This window comes from Streptomyces katrae, from assembly GCF_002028425.1.
Classification (GTDB): Bacteria; Actinomycetota; Actinomycetes; order Streptomycetales; family Streptomycetaceae; genus Streptomyces; species Streptomyces katrae_A.
The window spans coordinates 296,853-319,111 of sequence record NZ_CP020043.1 but is presented as its reverse complement, the minus strand read 5'-3'; the positions used below and the strand labels follow the sequence as shown (position 1 = coordinate 319,111).

At 72.2% G+C, this 22,259-nt stretch carries 20 protein-coding genes; all 20 read left to right on the top strand.

Annotated elements, in window-relative coordinates; genetic code table 11:
• Nucleotides 1-4: 4 nt before the first annotated feature.
• On the top strand, nucleotides 5-1,273 hold the full coding sequence (locus B4U46_RS35525) for a beta-ketoacyl-[acyl-carrier-protein] synthase family protein (RefSeq protein WP_079432362.1): 1,269 nt from the start codon (nucleotides 5-7) through the stop codon (nucleotides 1,271-1,273).
• The gene (locus B4U46_RS35520; protein WP_079432361.1) at nucleotides 1,270-2,487 is read left to right on the top strand and encodes a ketosynthase chain-length factor; all 1,218 of its coding nucleotides are present in this window, start codon (nucleotides 1,270-1,272) and stop codon (nucleotides 2,485-2,487) included. The genes B4U46_RS35525 and B4U46_RS35520 overlap by 4 nt, the downstream gene beginning before the upstream one ends.
• Nucleotides 2,488-2,617: 130 nt before the next feature.
• Nucleotides 2,618-2,887: an acyl carrier protein gene (locus B4U46_RS35515; RefSeq protein WP_079432415.1), complete on the top strand. Its 270-nt coding sequence runs from the start codon at nucleotides 2,618-2,620 to the stop codon at nucleotides 2,885-2,887.
• A gap of 107 nt (nucleotides 2,888-2,994) precedes the next feature.
• A complete protein-coding gene (locus tag B4U46_RS35510) occupies nucleotides 2,995-5,382 on the top strand; it encodes an SDR family oxidoreductase (RefSeq protein ID WP_079432360.1) in 2,388 nt (795 codons plus the stop codon).
• A 170-nt stretch (nucleotides 5,383-5,552) separates the two neighbouring features.
• A complete protein-coding gene (locus tag B4U46_RS35505) occupies nucleotides 5,553-6,962 on the top strand; it encodes an MFS transporter (RefSeq protein WP_079432359.1) in 1,410 nt (469 codons plus the stop codon).
• Nucleotides 6,959-7,336 (top strand): acyl carrier protein, encoded by a 378-nt coding sequence (locus tag B4U46_RS35500; RefSeq protein ID WP_123996004.1) that lies wholly within the window; start codon nucleotides 6,959-6,961, stop codon nucleotides 7,334-7,336. Before B4U46_RS35505 ends, B4U46_RS35500 begins: the two co-directional genes overlap by 4 nt.
• Nucleotides 7,333-8,160 (top strand): 4'-phosphopantetheinyl transferase family protein, encoded by an 828-nt coding sequence (locus B4U46_RS35495; RefSeq protein WP_079432357.1) that lies wholly within the window; start codon nucleotides 7,333-7,335, stop codon nucleotides 8,158-8,160. Before B4U46_RS35500 ends, B4U46_RS35495 begins: the two co-directional genes overlap by 4 nt.
• A 23-nt stretch (nucleotides 8,161-8,183) precedes the next feature.
• The gene (locus B4U46_RS35490) at nucleotides 8,184-9,134 is read left to right on the top strand and encodes an ACP S-malonyltransferase (protein WP_079432356.1); all 951 of its coding nucleotides are present in this window, start codon (nucleotides 8,184-8,186) and stop codon (nucleotides 9,132-9,134) included.
• An 83-nt stretch (nucleotides 9,135-9,217) separates the two neighbouring features.
• Complete coding sequence (locus B4U46_RS35485) at nucleotides 9,218-9,457, top strand: acyl-CoA carboxylase subunit epsilon (RefSeq protein ID WP_045946973.1); 240 nt, start codon at nucleotides 9,218-9,220, stop codon at nucleotides 9,455-9,457.
• Nucleotides 9,458-9,645: 188 nt separating this feature from the next.
• Nucleotides 9,646-10,143: a nuclear transport factor 2 family protein gene (locus tag B4U46_RS35480; protein WP_079432355.1), complete on the top strand. Its 498-nt coding sequence runs from the start codon at nucleotides 9,646-9,648 to the stop codon at nucleotides 10,141-10,143.
• A 7-nt stretch (nucleotides 10,144-10,150) separates the two neighbouring features.
• Entirely contained in the window at nucleotides 10,151-11,065 is a 915-nt protein-coding gene (locus B4U46_RS35475) for an alpha/beta hydrolase (RefSeq protein ID WP_079432354.1), read from the top strand.
• A 170-nt stretch (nucleotides 11,066-11,235) separates the two neighbouring features.
• Nucleotides 11,236-11,916, top strand: a complete 681-nt coding sequence (locus B4U46_RS35470) for a phosphoribosylanthranilate isomerase (RefSeq protein ID WP_079432414.1) — start codon at nucleotides 11,236-11,238, stop codon at nucleotides 11,914-11,916.
• Between the two features lie 98 nt (nucleotides 11,917-12,014).
• Entirely contained in the window at nucleotides 12,015-12,680 is a 666-nt protein-coding gene (gene upp / locus B4U46_RS35465) for a uracil phosphoribosyltransferase (protein WP_079432353.1), read from the top strand.
• On the top strand, nucleotides 12,680-13,597 hold the full coding sequence (locus B4U46_RS35460; RefSeq protein ID WP_079432352.1) for an EamA family transporter: 918 nt from the start codon (nucleotides 12,680-12,682) through the stop codon (nucleotides 13,595-13,597). Before upp ends, B4U46_RS35460 begins: the two co-directional genes overlap by 1 nt.
• Nucleotides 13,598-13,736: 139 nt before the next feature.
• The gene (locus tag B4U46_RS35455; RefSeq protein WP_079432351.1) at nucleotides 13,737-13,970 is read left to right on the top strand and encodes a tautomerase family protein; all 234 of its coding nucleotides are present in this window, start codon (nucleotides 13,737-13,739) and stop codon (nucleotides 13,968-13,970) included.
• A 10-nt stretch (nucleotides 13,971-13,980) separates the two neighbouring features.
• Nucleotides 13,981-14,925: a pseudouridine-5'-phosphate glycosidase gene (locus B4U46_RS35450; RefSeq protein ID WP_079432350.1), complete on the top strand. Its 945-nt coding sequence runs from the start codon at nucleotides 13,981-13,983 to the stop codon at nucleotides 14,923-14,925.
• Nucleotides 14,926-14,984: 59 nt separating this feature from the next.
• The gene (locus tag B4U46_RS35445) at nucleotides 14,985-16,061 is read left to right on the top strand and encodes an alkene reductase (RefSeq protein WP_079432349.1); all 1,077 of its coding nucleotides are present in this window, start codon (nucleotides 14,985-14,987) and stop codon (nucleotides 16,059-16,061) included.
• 14 nt (nucleotides 16,062-16,075) lie between these two features.
• Complete coding sequence (locus B4U46_RS35440) at nucleotides 16,076-17,017, top strand: ribose-phosphate diphosphokinase (protein WP_079432413.1); 942 nt, start codon at nucleotides 16,076-16,078, stop codon at nucleotides 17,015-17,017.
• A 311-nt stretch (nucleotides 17,018-17,328) separates the two neighbouring features.
• Nucleotides 17,329-21,177, top strand: a complete 3,849-nt coding sequence (locus B4U46_RS35435; RefSeq protein ID WP_079432348.1) for an amino acid adenylation domain-containing protein — start codon at nucleotides 17,329-17,331, stop codon at nucleotides 21,175-21,177.
• A 272-nt stretch (nucleotides 21,178-21,449) separates the two neighbouring features.
• Nucleotides 21,450-22,238: an AfsR/SARP family transcriptional regulator gene (locus B4U46_RS35430; protein WP_079432347.1), complete on the top strand. Its 789-nt coding sequence runs from the start codon at nucleotides 21,450-21,452 to the stop codon at nucleotides 22,236-22,238.
• The last annotated feature ends 21 nt before the right edge of the window (nucleotides 22,239-22,259 follow it).

Here is a 22,259-nt window from a genome sequence, read left to right as displayed (position 1 = left end):
GACCGTGGGCCGCCGGGTAGTCATCACGGGCATCGGGGTGCTGGCGCCGGGCGGCATCGGTGTCCGGGAGTTCTGGGAACTGCTGAGCTCGGGGCGCACGGCCACGCGCGAGATCACCCACTTCGACGCCTCCCCCTTCCGCTCCCGGGTGGCGGCCGAGGCCGACTTCCTGCCGGAGCTCCACGGGCTGACCGACGAGGAGATCCGCCGCATGGACCGCGCCGCCCAGTTCGGCGTGGTCGCGGCGCGCGAGGCGGTCGCCGACAGCGGCCTCGACTTCGCCGCGCTCGACCCCTACCGCACCGGCGTCAGCATCGGCACCGGCGTGGGCGCGGTCTCCAGCCTCGACAAGGCCTACCGGACGGCCACCGACCACGGCCGGCTCGCGGCGGTGGACCACATGCGCGCCCCCGCCGACCTCTACGACCACTTCGTGCCCGGCTCCTTCGCCACCGAAGTGGCCTGGGCCGTCGGCGCCGAAGGCCCCGCCACGGTGGTCTCCACCGGCTGCACCTCCGGCATCGACTCGGTGGCGCACGCCGTCGACCTCATCCGCGAGGGCAGCGCCGACGTCATGGTCACCGGCGCCACCGACGCCCCGATCACGCCCCTCACCCTGGCGTGCTTCGACGCGGTCAAGGCGACGACCAGCCTCAACGACGATCCGGCGCGGGCCTCCCGGCCCTTCGACGCCACCCGCCGGGGCTTCGTCCTCGGCGAGGGCGCCGCCGTGTTCGTCCTGGAGGAACTGGAGGCGGCCCGCCGCCGCGGCGCGACCGTCTACGCGGAGGTCGCCGGCCACGCCTCCCGTTCCAGCGCCTTCCACATGACGGGACTGCGTCCCGACGGCCGCGAACTGGCCGAGGCCATCACGGTGGCGCTCGACGAGGCGCACCTGAACCCGTCCGACCTCGACTACGTCAACGCCCACGGCTCCGGCACCCGGCAGAACGACGCCCACGAGACGGCCGCCTACAAGCTGGCGCTCGGCCCGTACGCCCACCGCACCCCGGTGAGCTCGGTCAAGTCGATGATCGGGCACTCGCTGGGTTCCGTCGGCTCCATCGAGATCGCCGCGTCCGTCCTCGCGATGCGCCACCACCTCGTGCCGCCGACCGCGAACCTGCGCACCCGGGACCCCCAGTGCGACCTCGACTACGTCCCGCTCGTCGCGCGGGAGCACCGCACCGATGCCGTCCTCACGGTCAGCAGCGGGTTCGGCGGGTTCCAGAGCGCGATGGTGCTGGCCCGGCCCGACAGGAGGACCGCATGAGCGCCCGAACCCTGGTCACGGGCATCGGCGTGGCCGCCCCCAGCGGCCTGGGGGTGGAGGACTTCTGGGCGGCGACCCGGATCGGCAAGAACGCCATCGGTCCCGTCACCCGCTTCGACGCCTCCTCCTACCCCGCGCGCCTGGCCGGGGAGATCCACGGCTTCGAGCCCGCCCAGCACCTCCCGGGCCGGCTCGTCCCCCAGACCGACCGGGTGACGCAGCTCGCCCTCGTCGCCACGGACTGCGCGTTCGAGGACGCGGGCCTGGACCCGGGGGACCTCCACCCCTGCGACATGGGCGTGGTCACCGCGGCCGGCTCCGGGGGCGCCGAGTTCGGCGAGAAGGAACTGCGCAAGTTCTGGAGCCAGGGGCCCAAGCACGTCAGCGCGTACCAGTCGTTCGCCTGGTTCTACGCGGTGAACACCGGCCAGATCGCCGTCCGCAACGACCTGCGCGGGCCCACCGGGGTCCTCGTCGGCGACCAGGCCGGCGGGCTCGACGCCCTCGCCCAGGCGCGGCGCCGGCTGCGCAAGGGCAGCCGGCTGATCGCCGCCGGCGGCTTCGACGCCCCGATCTGCTCGCTCGGCTGGGCCGCGCACCTCGCCGGGGGCGACCTGTCCACCAGCGACGAACCCGAACGGGCCTACCTGCCCTTCGACGAGGCCGCCCGCGGCTACGTCCCGGGCGAGGGCGGCGCGCTGATCATCCTGGAGGACGAGGAGGGCGCGGTCGCCCGCGGGGCACGGGACGCCTACGCCGAGTTCGCCGGATACGGTGCCACGCTCGACCCCCGGCCCGGCAGCGGCCGCGAACCCGGTCTGCGCCGGGCCGCCCTGACGGCGCTCGCCGACGCCGGCTGCCATCCGGCCGAGGTCGACGTGGTCTTCGCCGACGGGGCGGGCGTGCCGCGGCTCGACCGGGAGGAGGCCGAGGCCATCACCGCGGTCTTCGGCCCGCTCGGCGTGCCGGTCACCGCGCCCAAGACGACGACCGGCCGGATCGGGGCGGGCGGAGCCCCCGTCGACGTGGTCTCCGCGGTCCTCTCCATGCGGGAGGGACTGATCCCGCCGACCACCAACGTGGAGCTCTCGCCCGCGTACGACATCGACCTGGTGGCCCTCCGGCCGCGGACGGCGTCGGTGCGCACCGCGCTCGTCCTCGCGCGCGGCCGCGGCGGCTTCAACTCCGCGGTGGTGCTGCGCGCGCTCGACTGAGCGGCCCCGTCCTCCCGGCCCGCGCCCGTCCCCGCCCCCTTCCCCGGGCGGGAACGGGCGCTCCCCATGCCCCGCACCGAACTCCCGCAGCCGGAAACACCGGTGCGGTACACCGATGAAGGGACCCCACGTGTCCAAGCAGGAATTCACCTTCGCCGACCTCAAGCGCATCCTCCTGGACGGCGCCGGAGCCGACGAGGAGATCGACCTCGACGGCGACATCCTCGACACCGACTTCGAGTCGCTGGGCTACGAGTCGCTGGCGCTGCTCGAGACCGGCAGCCGGATCGAGCGCGAGTTCGACATCACGCTGGACGACGACATCTTCGCCGACCACACCACCCCGCGCTCGCTCGTCGAGGCCGTCAACGCGAGCCTCAAGGTCACGGTCGACGCCTGAGCCGCCCGGACCGGCCGGAGCCGCGGCACCTCCGCGAGGGCCGCGGCTCCGGGCCTGCGCCACCACCTCTTCCGCCCCCACCCCGCCCACAGAAAGGGAGTACGCCCATGGCCATCGATCAGGACCTCACCGAGAGCCAGGTGATCGTGGTCGGCGCGGGCCCCGTCGGACTGCTGCTCGCCGGAGAACTCCGGCTGGCGGGCACGGACGTGGTGGTGCTCGACACGCTCACCGCCCCCACCTCCGAATCGCGGGCGTCCACCCTGCACGCCCGCACCATGGAGATCCTCGACAGCCGAGGCCTGCTGGAGCCGATCGGCGAGGTACCGCACGACAGCGCCGGACACTTCGGGGGCATCCCCCTCGACCTCGGCCTGCCCGGCCCCTACCCGGGGCAGTGGAAGGTGGCCCAGACCCGCCTGGAGGAAGTCCTCGGGGAATGGGCCGCCGACCTGGGCGCGGACATCCGGCGCGGCCACGAGCTGACCGGACTGTCCCAGACGCGGGACGGCGTGGTCGCCACCGTGCGCACCGAGGGCGGAACGCTGTCCCTGCGGGCCGCGTACGTCGTCGGCTGCGACGGCGAGAACAGCGCCGTCCGCCGGCTGGGCGGCTTCGACTTCCCCGGCACCGACGCCGAACGCGAGCTGCTGCGCGCGGACGTCGCCGGCATCGACATCCCGAACCGCCGCTTCGAGCGCCGGGAGGGCGGTCTCGTCATCGCCGCCCGCCGGCCCGACGGGGTGACCCGGGTGATGGTGCACGAGTTCGGGGCGCGGCCCCGGCCCGGGCAGCCCTCGTTCGAGGAGGTCGCCGACAGCTGGAAGCGCATCACCGGCGAGGACATCGGCGGCGGCACCCCGCTGTGGGTGAACTCGTTCGGCGACGCCTCCCGGCAGGCCTCCGAGTACCGGCGGGGCCGGCTGCTGCTCGCCGGGGACGCGGCGCACCAGCAGATGCCGATCGGCGGCCAGGCCCTCAACCTCGGGCTGCAGGACGCCTTCAACCTCGGCTGGAAGCTGGGCGCCCGGATCGCCGGGCACGGCACCGACGCGCTGCTGGACACGTACCACGTGGAGCGGCACGCGGTCGGGCAGGCCGTCCAGAGCAACGTCAGGACCCAGGCGCTGCTGCTGCTCGGGGGGCCCGAAGTGGACGCGGTGCGGGAGGTGTTCGCGGAGCTGAGCGCCAGTGAGAACGTACGGACGCACCTGGCGGGGCTGGTCTCGGGGCTGTCCGTCCGCCACGACGTGGGGGAGGACGGCCACGGCCCGGCCGGCTCGCGCGTGCCGGCCTGGGAGGTCACCACCGCCGAGGGGAGCACCACCACGCTGGGGCTGCTGCGGCCGGGGCGGGGGCTGCTGCTCCTGCCGCCGGGCGAGGAGGCGCGGCGGGCGGAGCTCGCGCAGACTGCGGGGGCCTGGGGCGACCGGGTCCGGGTCGTGCCGGCGGTGTCGGTGACCGGCGGGGCGGGTGCGTCCGGTGTGGCTGATGTGCCTGAGGGTGCGGTGCTCGTGCGGCCCGACGGGTACGTGGTCTGGGCCGACGGGCCGGAGGCGGGGGCGCTGGACGAGGCGCTCGCGCGGTGGTTCGGAGCCGGGGGCACCGGTGCGGGCGGGGGCGCGGGGGTGCGGGAATCCCGCGCTCCGGCCGTCGCCGCCGTCCCCGCTTCGGAGCCGGCCCGTACGGCCGCCGCGCCGCAGGCCCTCGCCGGGGTCCGGCGGGGCGTCGGCGCGGAGCGGCTCACCGGCCGGACCGCGCTGGTCACCGGGTCGAGCCGGGGCATGGGCCGGGCGGCCGCGATCCGGCTCGCCCAGGAGGGCGCGCTCGTCGCCGTCCACTACCACCGGGACGAGGCGGCGGCGCGTGAGGTCGTCACCTCGGTGGAGAAGGACGGCGGGCGGGCCTTCGCGGTACGGGGAGAGCTGGGTGTCGACGGTGACGTGGACGGCCTGTTCGCCGTGCTGGAGGAGGACCTGCGGGAGCGGACCGGCTCCACCGACCTGCACATCCTGGTGAACAACGCCGGGGTGATGGGCGGGGTCTCGGCGGACGAGGTCACGCCGGAGCAGTTCGACCGGATCTTCGCCGTCAACGCGAAGGCGCCGTTCTTCCTGATCCAGCGGGCGTTGCGGAACATGCCGGACGGCGGCCGGATCATCAACATCTCGTCCGGCCTGACGCGGTTCGCCAACCCGGACGAGATCGCGTACGCGATGAGCAAGGGCGCGCTGGAACAGCTCGCGCTGCACTTCGCGAAGGCGCTCGGGCCGCGCCGGATCACCATCAACTCGGTCGCGCCGGGGATCACCCGGAACGGGAACCCGGTGTTCGACATCCCCGAGGCGGTGGAGCAGATGGCGGGGCTGTCGGCGTTCGGGCGGATCGGTGAGCCTGAGGACGTCGCGGACGTGGTGGCGTTCCTCGCCACCGACGAGGCCCGCTGGATCACCGGGTCGTTCGTGGATGCCACGGGTGGCACGCTGCTGGGCTGACGCCGCCGCTGCGCGGTGCTCCTCCCCGCCCCGCAGCGGACACCGTGTCCCCTTCGACTCCGTCGGCGTGTGTATCCCACGCCGCCACGCCGGCGGTGGGCGGGGCCGGCCGGGGATCCCTCCCCGGGCGGCCCCGCCCCCTTCTTTCGAATGCGAGTGTGTACTCCCCGATGAGCATTGCCTCCGGCGCCCGGGCCGGGGCCCGTTGGGCTCTGGTGGCCGTGCTTGCCGCGAACATGTTGGTGGACGCCCTGGAGGTGTCCGCGACCCTGGTGGCGCTGCCGGCCGTCGGCAGCGGGCTGGGGTCTTCCGTCACCCGGGTGCAGTGGATCGTCACCGGCTTCGCCGCCGGGTTCGCCGGGTCGGTGCTGCTCGGCGGGCGGCTGGTGGAGTGGTTCGGGCGGCGGCGGGTCTTCCTCCTCGCGCTGCTCCTCTTCGCCGCCGCCTCGCTCGGCGGCGCGCTGACCGACCGGCTGGACCTGCTCGTCGCCACCCGGGTGGTGAAAGGTTTCTGCGTCGCGCTGACCGCGCCCACCGGGCTCGCCATCATCGTGGCCTCCGTCTCCGGACGGGAGGCGCGGCGGCGGGCCGTGTCGGTGTACACGCTGTTCGGGGCCGCCGGGTTCTGTTCCGGGCTGCTGCTGTCCGGGCTGCTCACCGGGGCGGCCGGCTGGCGCTGGACCCTGGCCTTCCCGGCGCCCGTCGCGCTGGCCCTGTTCGCCGTCGCGCTGCGGGTCGTTCCGCGGGAGCCCGCCCCGGCGGGCGGCGGCGGGGCGCGGTGGCACGCCGTGGTGGCCGGGGGCGCGTTGACCTCGGCCGTGCTGTGGCTGGTGGAGGCCCTGGCCCGCCGGTGGTGGGGCGGCGCCCTCGCGGCCGCGGCGGCGGCGCTGGTCTGCGTACGGGCCGAACGGGCCTCCGCGCGGCCGCTCGTGAACACCGCGCTGCTGGGGCACGGGCCGCTGGTGCGCTCGGCGCTGGGGGCGGCCGCGCTCAACGGCTCGTACGTGAGCTTCCTGCTGGTGGCCGCGCTCGATCTGCGGCGCGGCGGCTGGAGTTCGTGGGAGACGGCCCTCGGGTTCCTGCCCGCCGGCGCGCCCCTGGCCCTGACCGCCCTGCACTCGGGGCGGATCGCCTCCCGGCTGGGGCCGGCGCGGGCCGTGGCCGCCGGCGCGCTCGCCGCCCCGGCCGGATACGCGCTCTACCCGCGCTCCGGCGCGGGCGGGGCACGGTATGTCGAACTGTTGCCCTCCATGTCCCTCGTCGGCCTCGCCTTCGTGCTCGCCTTCACGGCGCTGCACCTCCAGGCGACCGGCTCCCTCCCCTCCGGCCTCCAGGCGGCGGCCGGCGGGCTCTACCAGACCTCCGTGCAGCTCGGCGCGGCGCTCACCCCGGCGCTGACGTCCGCGCTGTACGCGGCCTCCGGCCGGAGCGCGGCGCTCTGGCTGGTCACCGCCGTCGGCCTGGGCGGCGCGGGCGTCGCCCTCGCCGGCCTCGCCCACCCATCGACCGACCCGTCCCGAGAACCGCCGGAGCTCCCTCTCCCTCCCGCGGTGCCCACCTCGACCAGGAAAGCATCATGACCACACTTCACATGTCACAGACATACGAAACAGACAACGGCCTGGTCCACATGACCCGGCCCGACATGGCCGTCCTGGCCACCGCCGGCCTGCGCGAGCGCACGCGGATCCTCGAGCAGTACGTGCGCGAGGAGCTCGGGCGCATCCTCGGCATCGAACCGCACCTCGTCGACACCACGGGCCGCCCCATGGGCTGCCTCGGCATCGGCTCGATCTCCGGCATCGAACTCCAGTACCGGATGGAAGCCACGCTCGGAGTCGACGTCAACCTCCAGCGGCTGCTGCTCGCCAACAGCGCCCAGGAGCTCATCGACTGCCTCGCCGGTCAGCTCGGCCCCGAGGCCCACCTGCACGGGGCAGCGGTGCCGGCATGACGACTACCGCTCTGCTGCCGGCCGCCCGCCCGGTGGTGAACCACCAGGGCCTGGACCGGCCCGACTTCACCCTCTCCGCCGACCGGGTCGACCTCTGGCTGATCCGCCGCCCGACCGGTCCGGACGCCGACGCCCTCGCGGTCGGCGAACTCGACGCGGAGGAGCGCAAGCGCGCCGACGCCTTCATCCGCCGCTCGGACGGCATGCTCTACGCCGCCGCGCACGTCGCCGTGCGCCGGCTGCTCGGACGTTACACGGCCACTCTGCCCCAGGACGTCCGCTTCATGCGCGAGCCCTGCCCCGGCTGCGGCGAGGCGCACGGCCGCCCGGCGCTGTCACCCCCGCCGCCGCCCCTGCACTACTCGCTCTCGCACAGCGGGGGAGTGGCCATGGTCGGTGTCGGAACGGTTCCGCTCGGCGTTGACGTGGAGAAACTCCCCGGCGCCGAGACGGTGGACATCTGCTCCAAGGCGCTGCACCCCGACGAGCAGATCGAGATAGCCGAGGCCGGGTCCGCGGAGACGCGCCGGCACCTCTTCGGGCAGATCTGGACCCGCAAGGAAGCGTTTCTCAAGGGGCTTGGGACAGGGTTGAGCCGCTCGCCCGCCGAGGACTACCTGGGCACCGAACTGGACCGGCACCCCGAGGGCTGGACCATGGTCGGCGTTCCCGCGGACACCACCCACGCCGCCGCGGTGGCGGTCAAGGGACAGCCCCCGAAGGTCGTCAACGTCAGGTGGGTGCCCGACACCTGGCTGGCCGCAGGCAACACCGTGTGCGGCGCCGCCGCCCCCGGACCGAACGACACGGTCCTCGCCAGTTGAACCGCAAGTAAGGACGTGACCGGATGACCCGCACCGCCTTCCTCTTCCCGGGCCAGGGCTCCGAATGCGCCGGTATGGGCAAGGAGCTGATCGCCCTGCGGCCGGACCTCGCCGACACCTACTACCGCACCGCCGACGACCTCCTCGGCTTCCCGCTGTCCCGGCTGTGCGTCGACGGGTCCCCCCGGGACCTGGAGGACCCGACGGTCGCGCAGCCGGCCGCCTTCCTGACCAGCATGGCCGTACTGGAGGTGCTGCGCGGCCGGGGCCTGGAGCCGGACGCGGTGGCCGGCCACAGCCTGGGCGAGTACGCGGCGCTGGTGGCCGCGGGCGCCCTGGAGTGGACCGAGGCGCTGTGGCTGGTCCGGCTGCGCAGCGAACTGGTGGCGACCGTCGGGGACCGGGTCGGCAGCGCCACGGCCGCGGTCATCGGCCTGAGCCGCCCCGACCTGACGCGCCTGTGCGCCGAGACCCGGGCGGCCACCGGCCAGGTCGTGGAGGTGGCCGGGGACAACGAGCCCCGGCAGACCGTGGTGTCCGGGCAGGCCGAGGCGGTGGCCCGGGTGACGCAGGAGGCCCGGGCGGCCGGGGCGCGGGTGGAATGGCTGCGGACCGGCGGTCCGTTCCACTCCAGCCTGCTCGGCGAGGCCGAGGCGGAGTTCACCGAGACGCTGATCGCGACCGAGTTCCGCGACCCGGCCGTACCCCTGGTCTCCGGTGTCACCGGCGGGTGGGTGACGACGGCCGCCGAGGCCGTGGTCGCCCTGCGCTGCCAGCTCACCACCCCGGTGCGCTGGACCGGGGCGGTGGAGACGCTCGCCGCCTCGGGCGCGGACCGGTTCGTGGAGGTGGGCCCCGGCCGGGTGCTCGGCGGTCTGGTCCGCCGCATCCTGCCGGGGGCCCGCGTCCACAGCACGCACACGCCGGAGCGGCTGGCGCAGGCCGTCGACGAGCTGAGCACCACCACGGTCTGACCGGCCCGCCCCATCCCCGCCGCACGCACGTCAGACCCGCCGCGCCGAAGGCCGGCGGGAGGTCACGAGACGAGGAGCAGTCCATGGACACGCATCCGGAGGCCGGCCGCCTCATCCACGTGGTCAAGGGGCGGCCCGACGCCGAGGAACTGGCGGCGCTCACCGCCGTCGTCCTGGCCCGGGCGGCGGCGTACGAGGGCCAGCACGGCGGCACGGCCGGCTGCGGGCCCACCCTGGCGGGCTGGCGCTGCCCACAGCAGCCCCGGGCCTTCCACGGCGCGCGCACCTGGCGGGAGAACCCCGCCGGGACGCGCCCGGCCTGATCCGGCCGCGATCCGGCCGCGCCACCCGCGCCCGGCCGGATCCGGCCCGGTCCGACAGGACACCACCCGGGGCCGTGGCCCCCCGCGGCCCTCGTGGACGGCCGGCCCCGTCGCCGGCCCGGTCAAGGAGTTCGCGGGCGGACGCTCCAGACCGCGGTATCCCGTGAGTCCGCCCACAGGAGAGGGCCATGCCACCGACCTACGACGACATCGCGGAGCTGCGCGACCAGATACGGATCCTGCGCGACCGCGCCGAGCTGCGGGAGCTGTTCGACCGCTACGTCACCGCCCTGGACACCTTCGACGGGACCGGCCCGGACGAGGCCCGGTTCGCCACGCTGTTCACCGAGGGCGCCACCTTCGCCTTCCCGATCGGCGTGTGCACGGGCGTCGAGGCCTTCGCCGCCCTCCAGCGCGAGGCCCGGGGCCGGTGGGCGCGCACGCACCACGTGAGCGCCAACCACTCCATCACCCTCGACGGAGACCGGGCCGTCGTCCGGGCCCAGCAGGTGACCACCCACGTCCACCACGCCGGCGCGGGTCCGGCCGCCCACTTCGACGTGGGCGGGCACACCGAGGCCCGTGCCGTGCGCACGGCGGACGGCTGGCGGCTGAGCCACGTCTCGTTCCGCGTGGTGTGGGACTCCGGCGTCCGGCTGCCCGAGCTCGCGGGCGTCCGCCTGTGAGCGGCGGATGACCGCCGTGCGGCCCGTCGTCCTCGACGCGGACGGGATCCCGCTGTCCGGGCTGCTCGCGCTGCCCGCGGACCCCGTGCCGCGGGCCGTGGTGGTGGCGCTGCACGGGGCGGGGATGAGGGCGGGCTACTTCGACAGCCGGGTGCGGCCCGGCTTCTCCCTGCTGGAGCTCGGCGCCTCGCTGGGCTTCGCCGTCCTCGCCCTGGACCGGCCCGGCTACGGGGCCTCCGCGGACCCGCTGCCCCGGGGGCTGGACCTCGCCGGGCAGACCGGCGTCCTGCTCGCCGCCCTCGACGGGTACGCCCGGGGGCACGAGACCGGCGCGGGCTTCTTCCTCGTGGCGCACTCCAATGGCGGCCGCCTCGCGCTGTCCGCGGCGGCCGCCGCCCGGGGCCGGACCGCGCCGCTGGGCGTGGACCTGTGCGGTGTCGGGCGCCATTTCGCCGTGGAGCCAGGGCAGTTGCCCGGGACGGACTTCCCCGGCCAGTGGCGCCGGCACTGGGGCGCGCTGCGCTTCTACCCGCCGGAGGCCTTCCGGGCCTGCACCGGCCTGGTGTGCCCGGTTCCCGCCGAGGAGGCCCGCGAGACCCCGCTGTGGCCGCACATGTACCCCGCCGTGGCCGCCGGCGTACGGGCCCCGGTGCGCTTCACCTTCGCCGAACAGGAGCTGTGGTGGAGGTATGACGGCGCGGCGCTGGAGGAACTGCTGAGTCCGCTGACCGGGGCCTCCACAGAACTGGTCATCCAGCCCCATGCTGGACACAACACCAGTCTGGGCTGGGCCTCCCGCTCCTACCACCTGCGGGTCATGGCCTTCCTGGAGGAGTGCCTACTCGCCCGGGAGCCGGGGACGGAGCGGGTCTCGGCCACAACTGACCGGGAAATGAAGAAGGTTGACCGGGATCTGACATAGATCCCGTTGACCAACAGATGGGTACCAACGAGGCTTTTCGTGAGCATCCCGTGACGTGTACCGAAGTCCGTCAAACCGGGACACGTCCACTCGGCCTCTCGCAAGTCTGTTTGATTCATCAAACTGTTTGATTCATCAGATCATTCCGCAAAGGAACACACATGAGTGACGTGAAGGACCTGGTGCAGGTCGCCGGCATCATCGACGCCGAGGAGGCCAAGATGCTGGCCGAGGAGGGCGTCGACTGGTTCGGCTTCCCGCTCCGCCTCCCGTCGGGCAAGGACGACATCTCCGAGGCCGCGGCCACGGAGATCATCGCCGGCCTGACGGCTCCCCAGGAGGGCGTCCTCATCAGCTACATGGTGGACGCCGACGAGATCAGCGCGTTCACCACGCAGCTGGGCGTCAAGGCCGTCCAGCTCCACGGCGACGTCGAGCCGGAGCAGCTGCGCAAGCTCAAGGCCGACCGCCCCGACCTCTACGTGCTCAAGAGCCTGGTCGTGAAGGAGGACAACGCCGAGGAGCTCCTCCAGTTCGTCGACGAGGTCGCCGAGTTCGTGGACATGTTCATCACCGACACCTTCAACCCGGCCACCGGTGCCAAGGGCGCCACCGGCCTCACCCACGACTGGAACGTCAGCGCCGAGCTCGTGCGCCGTTCCCCCAAGCCCCTGATGATGGCGGGCGGCCTGAGCCCGGAGAACGTCGCCGACGCGATCCGCTTCGTCAAGCCCGCCGCCGTCGACGCCCACAGCCTCCTGGAGGGCGACGACCGCCGCAAGGACCGCGCCAAGGTCGCGAAGTTCGTGGCCGAGTCGCGGAAGGCCTTCGCCGAGATCGCCAACGGCTGATCCCGGCACCCGACCACACGGTTGCGGTTCCCGGGGCCCCGCGGGGCCCCGGGCCCGGCCGCAGCACGTCTCCACGACCGACGAGAAGCAGGTTTCTCATGGCGACCGGCCACCACAATGTCCACCCGCTGCCGCAGACCAACCAGCTCCGCGCCATGCACACGATCATCCGTGACCGCAGAGCCTCCCGCGCGGACTTCGTGTTCTACTCCCGGCGCATCATCCGCCTCCTGCTCGAATCGGCGCTCAACCAGCTGCCGTTCGACCAGCACGAGGCCATCACGCCGGTCGGAGAGACGTACGAGGGCCTGAGACTCGGCCCCCAGCTGTGCGCCGTGCCCGTGGTCCGGGCCGGCGACTCGATGCTCGACGAGCTGCGCCAGGTCATCCCCGACATCACCGTCGGCAAGCTGCTCATCCAGCGGGACAAGACCACCAAGCTCCCGCACCTGTACTACAAGAACTTCCCCGAGGACATCGCCGACCGGCACGTCCTGCTCCTGGAGCCGATGCTCGCCACCGGCGGCAGCGCCAAGGCCGCCATCGAGGTCCTCCTCGACTCCGGCGTGCAGGAGGGGAACATCGTCTTCGTCAACTTCCTCGCCTCCCCCGAGGGCATCGAGGCCGTCCACGCCGCGTACCCGCTCGTCAAGATCGTCACGTCCTCGATCGAGCAGCGCCTCAACGAGAACGCGTTCATGATCCCGGGCATCGGCGACTTCGGCGACCGCTACTTCGGAACCACCGACTCGGCAGTCGCCTGATGAAGAGCAGCCGTACCGTTGTCGACTCCGCGCTGACGGCCCTCGCGCCGGCCATCTGGGGGTCCACGTACCTGGTCACCACGGAGCTGCTGCCGCAGGGCCGGCCGCTGCTGGCCTCCCTGCTCCGTGCCCTTCCCGCCGGCCTGATCCTCGTGGCCATCGGCCGGACGCTGCCCAAGGGCATCTGGTGGTGGCGCGCCCTGGTGCTCGGCGTGCTGAACATCGGCGCCTTCTTCTACCTGCTCTTCGTGGCCGCCTACCACCTGCCGGGCGGCGTCGCGGCGCTGGTGATGTCCATCCAGCCGATGATCGTGCTCCTGCTCGGTGCCGCCCTGCTGAAGGACAAGATCAAGGCGATCCACCTGATCTCCTGCGCCCTCGGCGCGGCCGGCGTGGCCCTGCTGGTCCTCCAGCCCAACGCCGGGCTCAACGCCACCGGTGTCATCGCCGGTCTGCTGGGCGCGCTCAGCATGGCCTCCGGCATCGTGCTGACCAAGCGCTGGGGACGTCCCGAAGGCGTGGGCCTGCTGCCCTTCACCGGCTGGCAGCTCACCGTCGGCGGCCTGGTCCTGCTCCCGATCGCACTGATCGGCGAGGGCCTGCCGAGCGAGATCACCGGCAAGAACCTGCTGGGCTTCGCCTACCTCGGCCTCGTCGGCGCCCTGTTCGCCTACGCGATCTGGTTCCGCGGTGTGGCCCGGCTGCCCGCGCTGGCGGTGTCGTTCCTGAGCTTCGCCTCGCCCCTGGCGGCCACGCTGCTGGGCTACTTCGTCCTCGACCAGTCGCTCTCGCCGATCCAGCTCCTCGGAGCCCTGACCGTGGTCGCGTCCGTGATCCTGGCCCAGCCGCGCAAGGGCAAGCCCAAGCCCCAAGCAGAGCCGGTCCCACAGACCTCGCGGGAATCCGTCCAGGCGTAAGCCGGGACCCCGCCCGAGACTCCCCGCCCGCCCCCGCCCCCGAGGCGGGCGGGGAGTGGTGGTGGCACACCGCGGCCTCCCCCGTCCGCGGTGTGCCACCAACCCCCCCTGCACGAACGACTCGCGAGAGGACCCAGCGGTGCCCCACATCCACATCTGGCACTACCCGCGGGACTTCACGGCCGAGCAGCTCAAGGCGATCGACGAGGCGGTCACCGCCGCCGTGACGAAGACCTTCGCCACCGGCGAGGACGCCGTCTCGATCTCCCTGGAGCCGGTCGGCCCGGAGGACTGGGAGTCCCAGGTCCTCTCCGAGATAGCGGCCCGCCCGGATCTGCTGGTCAAGCGACCCGGCTACCTGAACGAGAGTTGAGAGAGACCCGATGAGCGCAAGCAGCGGCATCCCCGTCGTCTACACCGAGGAAGTCCGCGAGGCCCTCCACGAGGGCAAGGCCGTCGTCGCCCTCGAGAGCAACGTCATCACCCACGGCCTGCCCTACCCGGACAACGCGGCCACCGCCCGCAAGGTGGAGGACGCGGTACGGGCCGGGGGCGCCGTCCCGGCGACGATCTGCATCGAGGCCGGCGAGATCCGCGTCGGCATGTCGGACGCCGACATCGAGCGCTTCGCCTCCCTCCCGGACATCCCCAAGGTGTCCAGCCGGGACCTGCCCGTCATCCTGGCGCAGGGCGGCCTGGGCGCCACCACGGTGGCCTCCTCCGTCGTGGCGGCCGAGCTCGCGGGGATCCCCTTCTTCTCCTCCGCCGGCATCGGCGGCGTGCACCGCGGCGCCCAGGAGACCTGGGACGTCTCCTCGGACCTGATCCAGTTCACCCGGTCCAAGGTCGCCGTGGTCTGCGCCGGCGCCAAGATGATCCTCGACCTCGGGCTGACCCTGGAGTACCTGGAGACGCAGTGCGTCCCCGTCGTCGCCTACCGCTCGGACGACTTCCCCGCGTTCTACTGCCGTACGAGCGGCCACAAGGCGCCCCACCGCCTGGACGACGAACAGGTCATCGCCCGCGCCGTCGAGGCCCACTGGGCGCTCGGCAACAACAGCTCCTTCCTGATCACCACCCCGGTCCGGGAGGAGGACGCCATCGACTCCGCCGAGGTGGACACGGCCATCCGGGCCGCGGTCGCCGAGGCCACCCGCGACGGGGTCTCCGGCCAGGCCATCACCAAGTACCTGATGCGCGCCGTCGACGCCGCCACCGACGGCCGCAGCGCCAAGGCCAACATGGCCGTCCTCGCCTCCTGCGCCGAGGCGGCGGGCCGGCTGGCCGTGGCGCACGCCGCGCACCTCGCCGAGCGCGCCGGGCGCTGACCCGCCCGTACGAACCACCACCGCACCACGCGTTGAACTCAGTCTGGAGAGACACACACATGTCCGAGAAGCTGCTGGCGCCGGTCACCCTGGGCAAGCTGGCCCTGCGCAACCGGGTCGTCATGGCGCCCATGTCCCGCAACCGGGCCACCGCCGATGGCCTCGCCACCGACCTGATGGCCACCTACTACGGCCAGCGCGCGGGCGCCGGTCTGATCATCACCGAGGGCGTCCAGCCCTCGGTCACCGGTCAGGGCTTCGGCAACAGCCCGGGTCTGCACACCCAGGAGCAGGCCGAGTCCTGGAAGCCGGTCACCGAGGCCGTGCACGCGAACGGCGGTCTGATCGTCGCGCAGCTCATGCACTGCGGCCGCATCGGCCACCCCTCGCTCTACCCGAGCGGCCACCAGTCCGTCGCCCCGTCCGCCGTCACCGCGGCCGGCCAGGCCTACGGCCCCGAGGGCCCGCTGGACTACCCCGAGCCGCGCGCCCTGACGGTCGAGGAGATCGCCGAGGTCGTCAAGGAGCACGCGGACGCCGCCGAGCTCGCCATCGAGGCCGGCTTCGACGGCGTGGAGATCCACGCGGGCAACGGCTTCCTGCTCCACCAGTTCCTGGCGGAGAACACCAACCAGCGCACCGACCAGTACGGTGGCTCCGTCGAGAACCGCATCCGCTTCGCGATCGAGGTGATCGAGGCGGTCTCCGAGCGCATCGGCGCCGACCGCGTCGGCGTGCGCATCTCCCCGTCGAACCCGTACAACGACATCGTCGAGGGCGACACGCACGCCATCTACGAGGCGCTCGTCGCGGCCCTGCCGCCCATCGCCTTCCTGCACATCCTCGAGGGCGGCAACCGCGACCACATCGCGGCCCTGCGCGCGCAGTGGACCGGCACCATCGTGCTGTGCCCGCACCCGGAGAACGGCGTCCCGGTCAGCGGCGAGATCGCCGAGGCGGCGCTCGAGGCCGGCGTCGCCTGCGCCGTGGCCTTCGGGTCGTCCTTCATCGCCAACCCGGACCTGCCGGAGCGCATCCGCACCGGCGCCGCTCTGGCCGAGGCCGACCAGAGCAAGTTCTACGGTGGTGACCACACCGGTTACACCGACTACCCGACGCTCGAGAGCGCCGCGTGAGCGACTCCGGGAAGATGCTGCTCTTCTCGGGGCGCGCGCACCCCGAGCTGGCCGAGGCCATCGCGGCGGAGCTGGGCACGGAGCTGGTCGAGACGAAGGCGATCGACTTCGCCAACGGCGAGATCTACATCCGCTACCACGCCTCCGTGCGCGGCGCGGACTGCTTCGTGGTCCAGAGCCACACGGCCCCCATCAACAAGTCGATCATGGAACAGCTCATCATGATCGACGCGCTGAAGCGGGCCTCGGCGCGCAGCGTCACGGTCATCCTGCCCTTCTACGGATACGCGCGACAGGACCGCAAGCACAGCGGCCGGGAACCCATCTCGGCCCGCCTGGTGGCGGACCTGCTCAAGACCGCCGGCGCCGACCGGATCCTGACGATCGATCTGCACGCGGACCAGATCCAGGGATTCTTCGACGGCCCGGTGGACCACCTGTTCGCCATGCCGGTCCTCGCGGACTACATCGGCTCCAAGGTGGACCGCGAGGCCCTGACCGTGGTCTCGCCCGACGCCGGCCGCGTGCGCGTGGCCGACGGCTGGTGCGACCGCCTCGGCGCTCCGCTGGCCATCGTCCACAAGCGGCGCGACAAGGACGTGGCCCACCAGGTCACCGCCCACGAGGTGGTCGGCGACGTGCACGACCGGGTCTGCGTCCTGGTCGACGACATGATCGACACCGGCGGCACGATCTGTGCCGCCGCCGACGCCCTCTTCGCCCAGGGGGCGAGGGACGTCATCGTGGCGGCCACGCACGGGGTGCTTTCCGGCCCCGCGGCGGACCGCCTCAAGAACTCGCGGGTCAGCGAGTTCGTGTTCACGGACACCCTGCCGGTGCCCGGGGCCCTCGGACTGGACAAGGTCACCGTCCTGTCCATCGCCCCGCTCATCGCGGGCGCCTCGCGCGCGGTGTTCGAGAACGGATCAGTAACCCGGCTCCTGCAGAGCCGGTGATCGCCCGGGCGGACGGGTCCCACGGGGCCCGTCCGTCCGAAGGGGGAGGCGGCCGCACGCACCGCGCCGTTCCGGTCTTTCCGGGTGGTGAGGCTTTGCCCTTGCGCCCCTCAGTTCTTCGGTACTTCCCGGCCGGGCTGCAGCCCGGCCACCGGCACCCACCGCGTTCGAAGCGGCGTCCGCCCCGTGCGGACGCCACCCCCCACGCTTCGCGGTGAGGCGTCGTCCGCCGGGCTCGCCCGCACCGGGAGCCCGGCAGCCGGGGCGCTGACCGCGCCCGTGCTCCACAACGGAACGTTAGGAAGCGGGAAATGACTCTTCAGGAGACCAGCGTGCTCGAGCCCACCCTGCAGGGGACCAACACGTTGCCCGGCCTGCTCGCTCAGCGTGTGGCCGAGCACCCCGACGCGATCGCGGTCGCCTACCGGGACGACAAGCTCACCTTCCGCGAGCTCGCGTCCAGAAGCTCGGCCCTGGCCGACTACCTGGAGCACCTCGGTGTCTCCGCGGACGACTGCGTGGGCCTGTTCGTCGAGCCGTCCATCGACCTCATGGTCGGCGCCTGGGGCATCCTCAATGCCGGCGCCGCCTACCTGCCGCTGTCCCCGGAGTACCCCGAGGACCGGCTCCGCTACATGATCGAGAACAGCCAGGCGAAGATCATCCTGGCGCAGCAGCGCCTGGTCTCGCGCCTGCGCGAACTCGCCCCGCAGGACGTCACCATCGTGACCCTGCGCGAGTCCGAGGCCTTCGTCCGCCCGGAGGGCCGGGAGGCCCCGGCCGCCGGCGGCGCCCGCCCGGACACCCTCGCGTACGTCATCTACACCTCCGGCAGCACGGGCAAGCCGAAGGGTGTGATGATCGAGCACCGCAGCATCGTCAACCAGCTCGGCTGGCTGCGCGAGACCTACGCGATCGACCGCAGCAAGGTGATCCTGCAGAAGACCCCGATGAGCTTCGACGCCGCCCAGTGGGAGATCCTCTCCCCGGCCAACGGCGCCACCGTCGTCATGGGCGCCCCCGGCGTCTACGCCGACCCCGAGGGCCTCATCGAGACCATCGTCAAGCACAACGTGACCACCCTCCAGTGCGTCCCGACCCTGCTCCAGGGCCTGCTCGACACCGAGAAGTTCCCCGAGTGCGTCTCCCTCCAGCAGATCTTCAGCGGTGGCGAGGCCCTTTCCCGGCTGCTGGCGATCCAGACCACGCAGGAGATGCCCGGCCGGGCGCTCATCAACGTCTACGGGCCGACCGAGACGACGATCAACTCGTCCTCGTTCCCCGTGGACCCCGCCGACCTGGACGAGGGACCGCAGTCCATCTCCATCGGCTCCCCGGTGCACGGCACCACGTACCACATCCTCGACAAGGAGACCCTCAAGCCGGTCGGCGTGGGGGAGATAGGCGAGCTGTACATCGGCGGCATCCAGCTGGCCCGCGGCTACCTGCACCGCGAGGACCTGACCGCCGAGCGCTTCCTGGAGATCGAGCTGGAGGAGGGCGCCGAGCCCGTCCGCCTGTACAAGACGGGCGACCTCGGCCAGTGGAACGCCGACGGCACGGTGCAGTTCGCCGGCCGCGCCGACAACCAGGTCAAGCTGCGCGGCTACCGCGTCGAGCTCGACGAGATCTCCCTGGCGATCGAGAACCACGACTGGGTCCGCAACGCCGCCGTCATCGTCAAGAATGACGGCCGCACCGGCTTCCAGAACCTGATCGCCTGCATCGAGCTCAGCGAGAAGGAAGCCGCCCTGATGGACCAGGGCAACCACGGCTCCCACCACGCGTCGAAGAAGAGCAAGCTCCAGGTCAAGGCGCAGCTGTCCAACCCGGGCCTGCGCGACGACGCCGAGCTGGCCGCCCGCCCGGCCTTCGACCTGGAGGGCTCCGAGCCCACCCCCGAGCAGCGCGCCCGCGTCTTCGCCCGCAAGACGTACCGCTTCTACGAGGGCGGCCCCGTCACCCAGGCCGACCTCCTCGGCCTGCTCGGCGCCACGGTCACCGCCGGCTACTCGCGCAAGGCGGCCGACCTGGCCCCCGCCGAGCTCGGCCAGATCCTGCGCTGGTTCGGCCAGTACATCAGCGAGGAGCGCCTGCTGCCGAAGTACGGCTACGCCTCCCCGGGCGCGCTGTACGCGACGCAGATGTACTTCGAGCTGGAGGGCGTCGGCGGTCTCAAGCCGGGCTACTACTACTACCAGCCGGTCCGCCACCAGCTCGTGCTCATCAGCGAGCGCGAGGCCACCGGCAAGCCGACGGCGCAGATCCACTTCATCGGCAAGAAGAGCGGCATCGAGCCGGTCTACAAGAACAACATCGTCGAGGTCCTGGAGATCGAGACCGGCCACATGGTCGGCCTCTTCGAGCAGATCCTGCCGGCCTACGGCCTGGACATCCACGACCGCGCCTACGAGCCGGCCGTCAAGGACCTGCTCGACGTCGCCGAGGAGGACTACTACCTGGGCACCTTCGAGCTGGTCCCGCACGCGGGCCCGCGCGAGGACCACGCCGAGGTCTACGTCCAGACGCACGGCAACAAGATCGCCGGCCTGCCCGAGGGCCAGTACCGCTACGAGAACGGCGAGCTGACCCGCTTCTCGGACGACATCGTCCTCAAGAAGCACGTCATCGCGATCAACCAGTCGGTGTACCAGGCCGCCAGCTTCGGCATCAGCGTCTACAGCCGCGCCGAGGAGGAGTGGCTGAAGTACGTCACCCTCGGCAAGAAGCTCCAGCACCTGATGATGAACGGGCTGAACCTGGGCTTCATGTCCTCCGGCTACAGCTCCAAGACGGGCAACCCGCTGCCGGCCTCGCGCCGCATGGACGCGGTCCTGGCCGCGAACGGCGTCGAGAGCGGTCCGATGTACTTCTTCGTCGGCGGCCGCATCAGCGACGAGCAGGTCAGCCACGAGGGCATGCGTGAGGACAGCGTCCACATGCGCGGTCCGGCCGAGCTCATCCGCGACGACCTCGTCAGCTTCCTGCCGGACTACATGATCCCCAACCGGGTCGTGGTCTTCGAGCGGCTGCCGCTGTCCGCCAACGGCAAGATCGACGTCAAGGCGCTCGCCGCCTCCGACCAGGTCAACGCCGAGCTCGTGGAGCGCCCCTTCGTCGCCCCGCGCACGGAGACGGAGAAGGAGATCGCGGGCGTCTGGGAGAAGGCCCTGCGCCGCGAGAACGCCTCCGTCCAGGACGACTTCTTCGAGTCGGGCGGCAACTCGCTGATCGCCGTCGGCCTGGTGCGCGAGCTCAACTCCCGCCTGGGTGTCTCCCTGCCGCTGCAGAGCGTCCTGGAGTCCCCGACCATCGAGAAGCTGGCCCGCCGCCTGGAGCGCGAGGTCGCCCAGGAGTCCTCGCGCTTCGTCCGCCTGCACGCGGAGACCGGCAAGGCCCGGCCCGTGATCTGCTGGCCGGGTCTGGGCGGCTACCCGATGAACCTGCGCAGCCTGGCCGGCGAGATCGGCCTCGGCCGCTCGTTCTACGGCGTCCAGTCCTACGGCATCAACGAGGGCGAGACCCCGTACGAGACCATCACCGAGATGGCCAAGAAGGACATCGAGGCCCTCAAGGAGATCCAGCCGGCCGGCCCCTACACCCTGTGGGGCTACTCCTTCGGTGCCCGTGTCGCCTTCGAGACGGCCTACCAGCTGGAGCAGGCGGGCGAGAAGGTGGACAACCTCTTCCTGATCGCCCCGGGCTCCCCGAAGGTGCGCGCCGAGAACGGCAAGGTGTGGGGCCGTGAGGCGTCCTTCGCCAACCGCGGCTACACCACGATCCTCTTCTCCGTCTTCACCGGCACGATTTCCGGTCCGGACCTGGACCGGTGCCTGGAGACGGTGACGGACGAGGCGTCCTTCGCCGAGTTCATCAGCGAACTCAAGGGGATCGACGTCGAGCTGGCCCGCCGGATCATCTCGGTCGTGGGCCAGACCTACGAATTCGAGTACAGCTTCCACGAGCTGGCCGAGCGCACGCTCCAGGCGCCGATCAGCATCTTCAAGGCCGTGGGCGACGACTACTCGTTCCTGGAGAACAGCAGCGGCTACTCGGCCGAGCCGCCGACGGTCATCGACCTCGACGCCGACCACTACAGCCTGCTGCGCGAGGACATCGGCGAGCTGGTCAAGCACATCCGCTACCTGCTCGGCGAGTGAGTGCCTGAGTAAGGGAGAGCGGCCCGAATGAGGACGGCCGCCCCGCCGGAGAATTCCGGCGGGGCGGCCGTCCTTTCGTGTTTTTCGGCTGTTTTCCGGATGCTTTTCGGCGGTGGAGGAAAAACCGGCCAGTAGGTGGCTCAATTCTGACGCAGCTTGACCGCGTTCTGACATCGCCGCCGTTGACGTGCACATTCCCTACACAAGACACTTCTATTGATTCCAGCCGTCCTGTTTTTTTTGCTCTTCTCGCTGATGAGGAGTCATCTTCCATGCGCTTCAATCTCATCGGCCCCTTCGAGATCGTCACCGACGACGGCCGGACCTACGAGCCGGGCACCCCCAAGGTCTGCCAGACGCTCGCGCTGCTGCTCACCCGGCCCGGCGAGGTCGTCACGGCCGAGGCCCTGATCCGGGAGCTGTGGGGCGAGAACCCCCCGCGCAGTGCCGTCACCACGCTCCAGACGTACGTCTACCACGCGCGCCGGATGTTCACCCAGGAGCAGCTCGCGCCCGCCGGCCGCTGCCTGATCGTCACCGGCCCGTCCGGGTACGTGATGCGCGTCGAGGACTCCGAGGTCGACGTACGGATCTTCGAGCGGCTGGTCACCCGGGCCCGGTACGAACTGGCTGAGGAGGAGCCGCAGCGGGCGCTGCGCACGGTCGGCCAGGCGCTCGACCTGTGGCGCGGGCCGGCCCTGTCGAACTTCCCCGCCGGCGACGTGCTCGCCGGGCACATCGTGCACCTGGAGGAGCTGCGGATCAGGGCGTTCGAGACCCGGATCGAGGCCCAGGAGGCGCTGGGCCGGCACCGCGAGTCCATACCGGAGCTGCGCAAGCTGATCAACGACTACCCGCTCAACGAGTGGTTCCACAGCCGGCTCATCGGCGCCCTCGGCGCCGCCGGCCGCCGCGCGGAGGCCCTGCAGGCCTACCAGAAGGTGCGCCGGCTGCTCGCCGAGGAACTGGGCCTGGAGCCCTCCGCGGAGCTCAAGCGGCTGCACGGGCGGCTCCTGAGCCCGGCCCGCGGCGACCGGGTCGCGGCGAGCGCGGCGGTCTGAACCGCGGCCCGGGCGTCCGCC

What these genes read in the sequence shown, in the direction of transcription:
- B4U46_RS35430 (WP_079432347.1), top strand. Translation starts at nt 21,450, where the DNA reads ATGCGCTTCAATCTCATCGGCCCCTTCGAGATCGTCACCGACGACGGC.
- B4U46_RS35490 (WP_079432356.1), top strand. Translation starts at nt 8,184, where the DNA reads ATGACCCGCACCGCCTTCCTCTTCCCGGGCCAGGGCTCCGAATGCGCC.
- B4U46_RS35475 (WP_079432354.1), top strand. Translation starts at nt 10,151, where the DNA reads ATGACCGCCGTGCGGCCCGTCGTCCTCGACGCGGACGGGATCCCGCTG.
- B4U46_RS35440 (WP_079432413.1), top strand. Translation starts at nt 16,076, where the DNA reads ATGCTGCTCTTCTCGGGGCGCGCGCACCCCGAGCTGGCCGAGGCCATC.
- B4U46_RS35445 (WP_079432349.1), top strand. Translation starts at nt 14,985, where the DNA reads ATGTCCGAGAAGCTGCTGGCGCCGGTCACCCTGGGCAAGCTGGCCCTG.
- B4U46_RS35520 (WP_079432361.1), top strand. Translation starts at nt 1,270, where the DNA reads ATGAGCGCCCGAACCCTGGTCACGGGCATCGGCGTGGCCGCCCCCAGC.
- B4U46_RS35460 (WP_079432352.1), top strand. Translation starts at nt 12,680, where the DNA reads ATGAAGAGCAGCCGTACCGTTGTCGACTCCGCGCTGACGGCCCTCGCG.
- B4U46_RS35495 (WP_079432357.1), top strand. Translation starts at nt 7,333, where the DNA reads ATGACGACTACCGCTCTGCTGCCGGCCGCCCGCCCGGTGGTGAACCAC.
- B4U46_RS35510 (WP_079432360.1), top strand. Translation starts at nt 2,995, where the DNA reads ATGGCCATCGATCAGGACCTCACCGAGAGCCAGGTGATCGTGGTCGGC.
- B4U46_RS35435 (WP_079432348.1), top strand. Translation starts at nt 17,329, where the DNA reads ATGACTCTTCAGGAGACCAGCGTGCTCGAGCCCACCCTGCAGGGGACC.
- B4U46_RS35480 (WP_079432355.1), top strand. Translation starts at nt 9,646, where the DNA reads ATGCCACCGACCTACGACGACATCGCGGAGCTGCGCGACCAGATACGG.
- upp (WP_079432353.1), top strand. Translation starts at nt 12,015, where the DNA reads ATGGCGACCGGCCACCACAATGTCCACCCGCTGCCGCAGACCAACCAG.
- B4U46_RS35450 (WP_079432350.1), top strand. Translation starts at nt 13,981, where the DNA reads ATGAGCGCAAGCAGCGGCATCCCCGTCGTCTACACCGAGGAAGTCCGC.
- B4U46_RS35485 (WP_045946973.1), top strand. Translation starts at nt 9,218, where the DNA reads ATGGACACGCATCCGGAGGCCGGCCGCCTCATCCACGTGGTCAAGGGG.
- B4U46_RS35500 (WP_123996004.1), top strand. Translation starts at nt 6,959, where the DNA reads ATGACCACACTTCACATGTCACAGACATACGAAACAGACAACGGCCTG.
- B4U46_RS35505 (WP_079432359.1), top strand. Translation starts at nt 5,553, where the DNA reads ATGAGCATTGCCTCCGGCGCCCGGGCCGGGGCCCGTTGGGCTCTGGTG.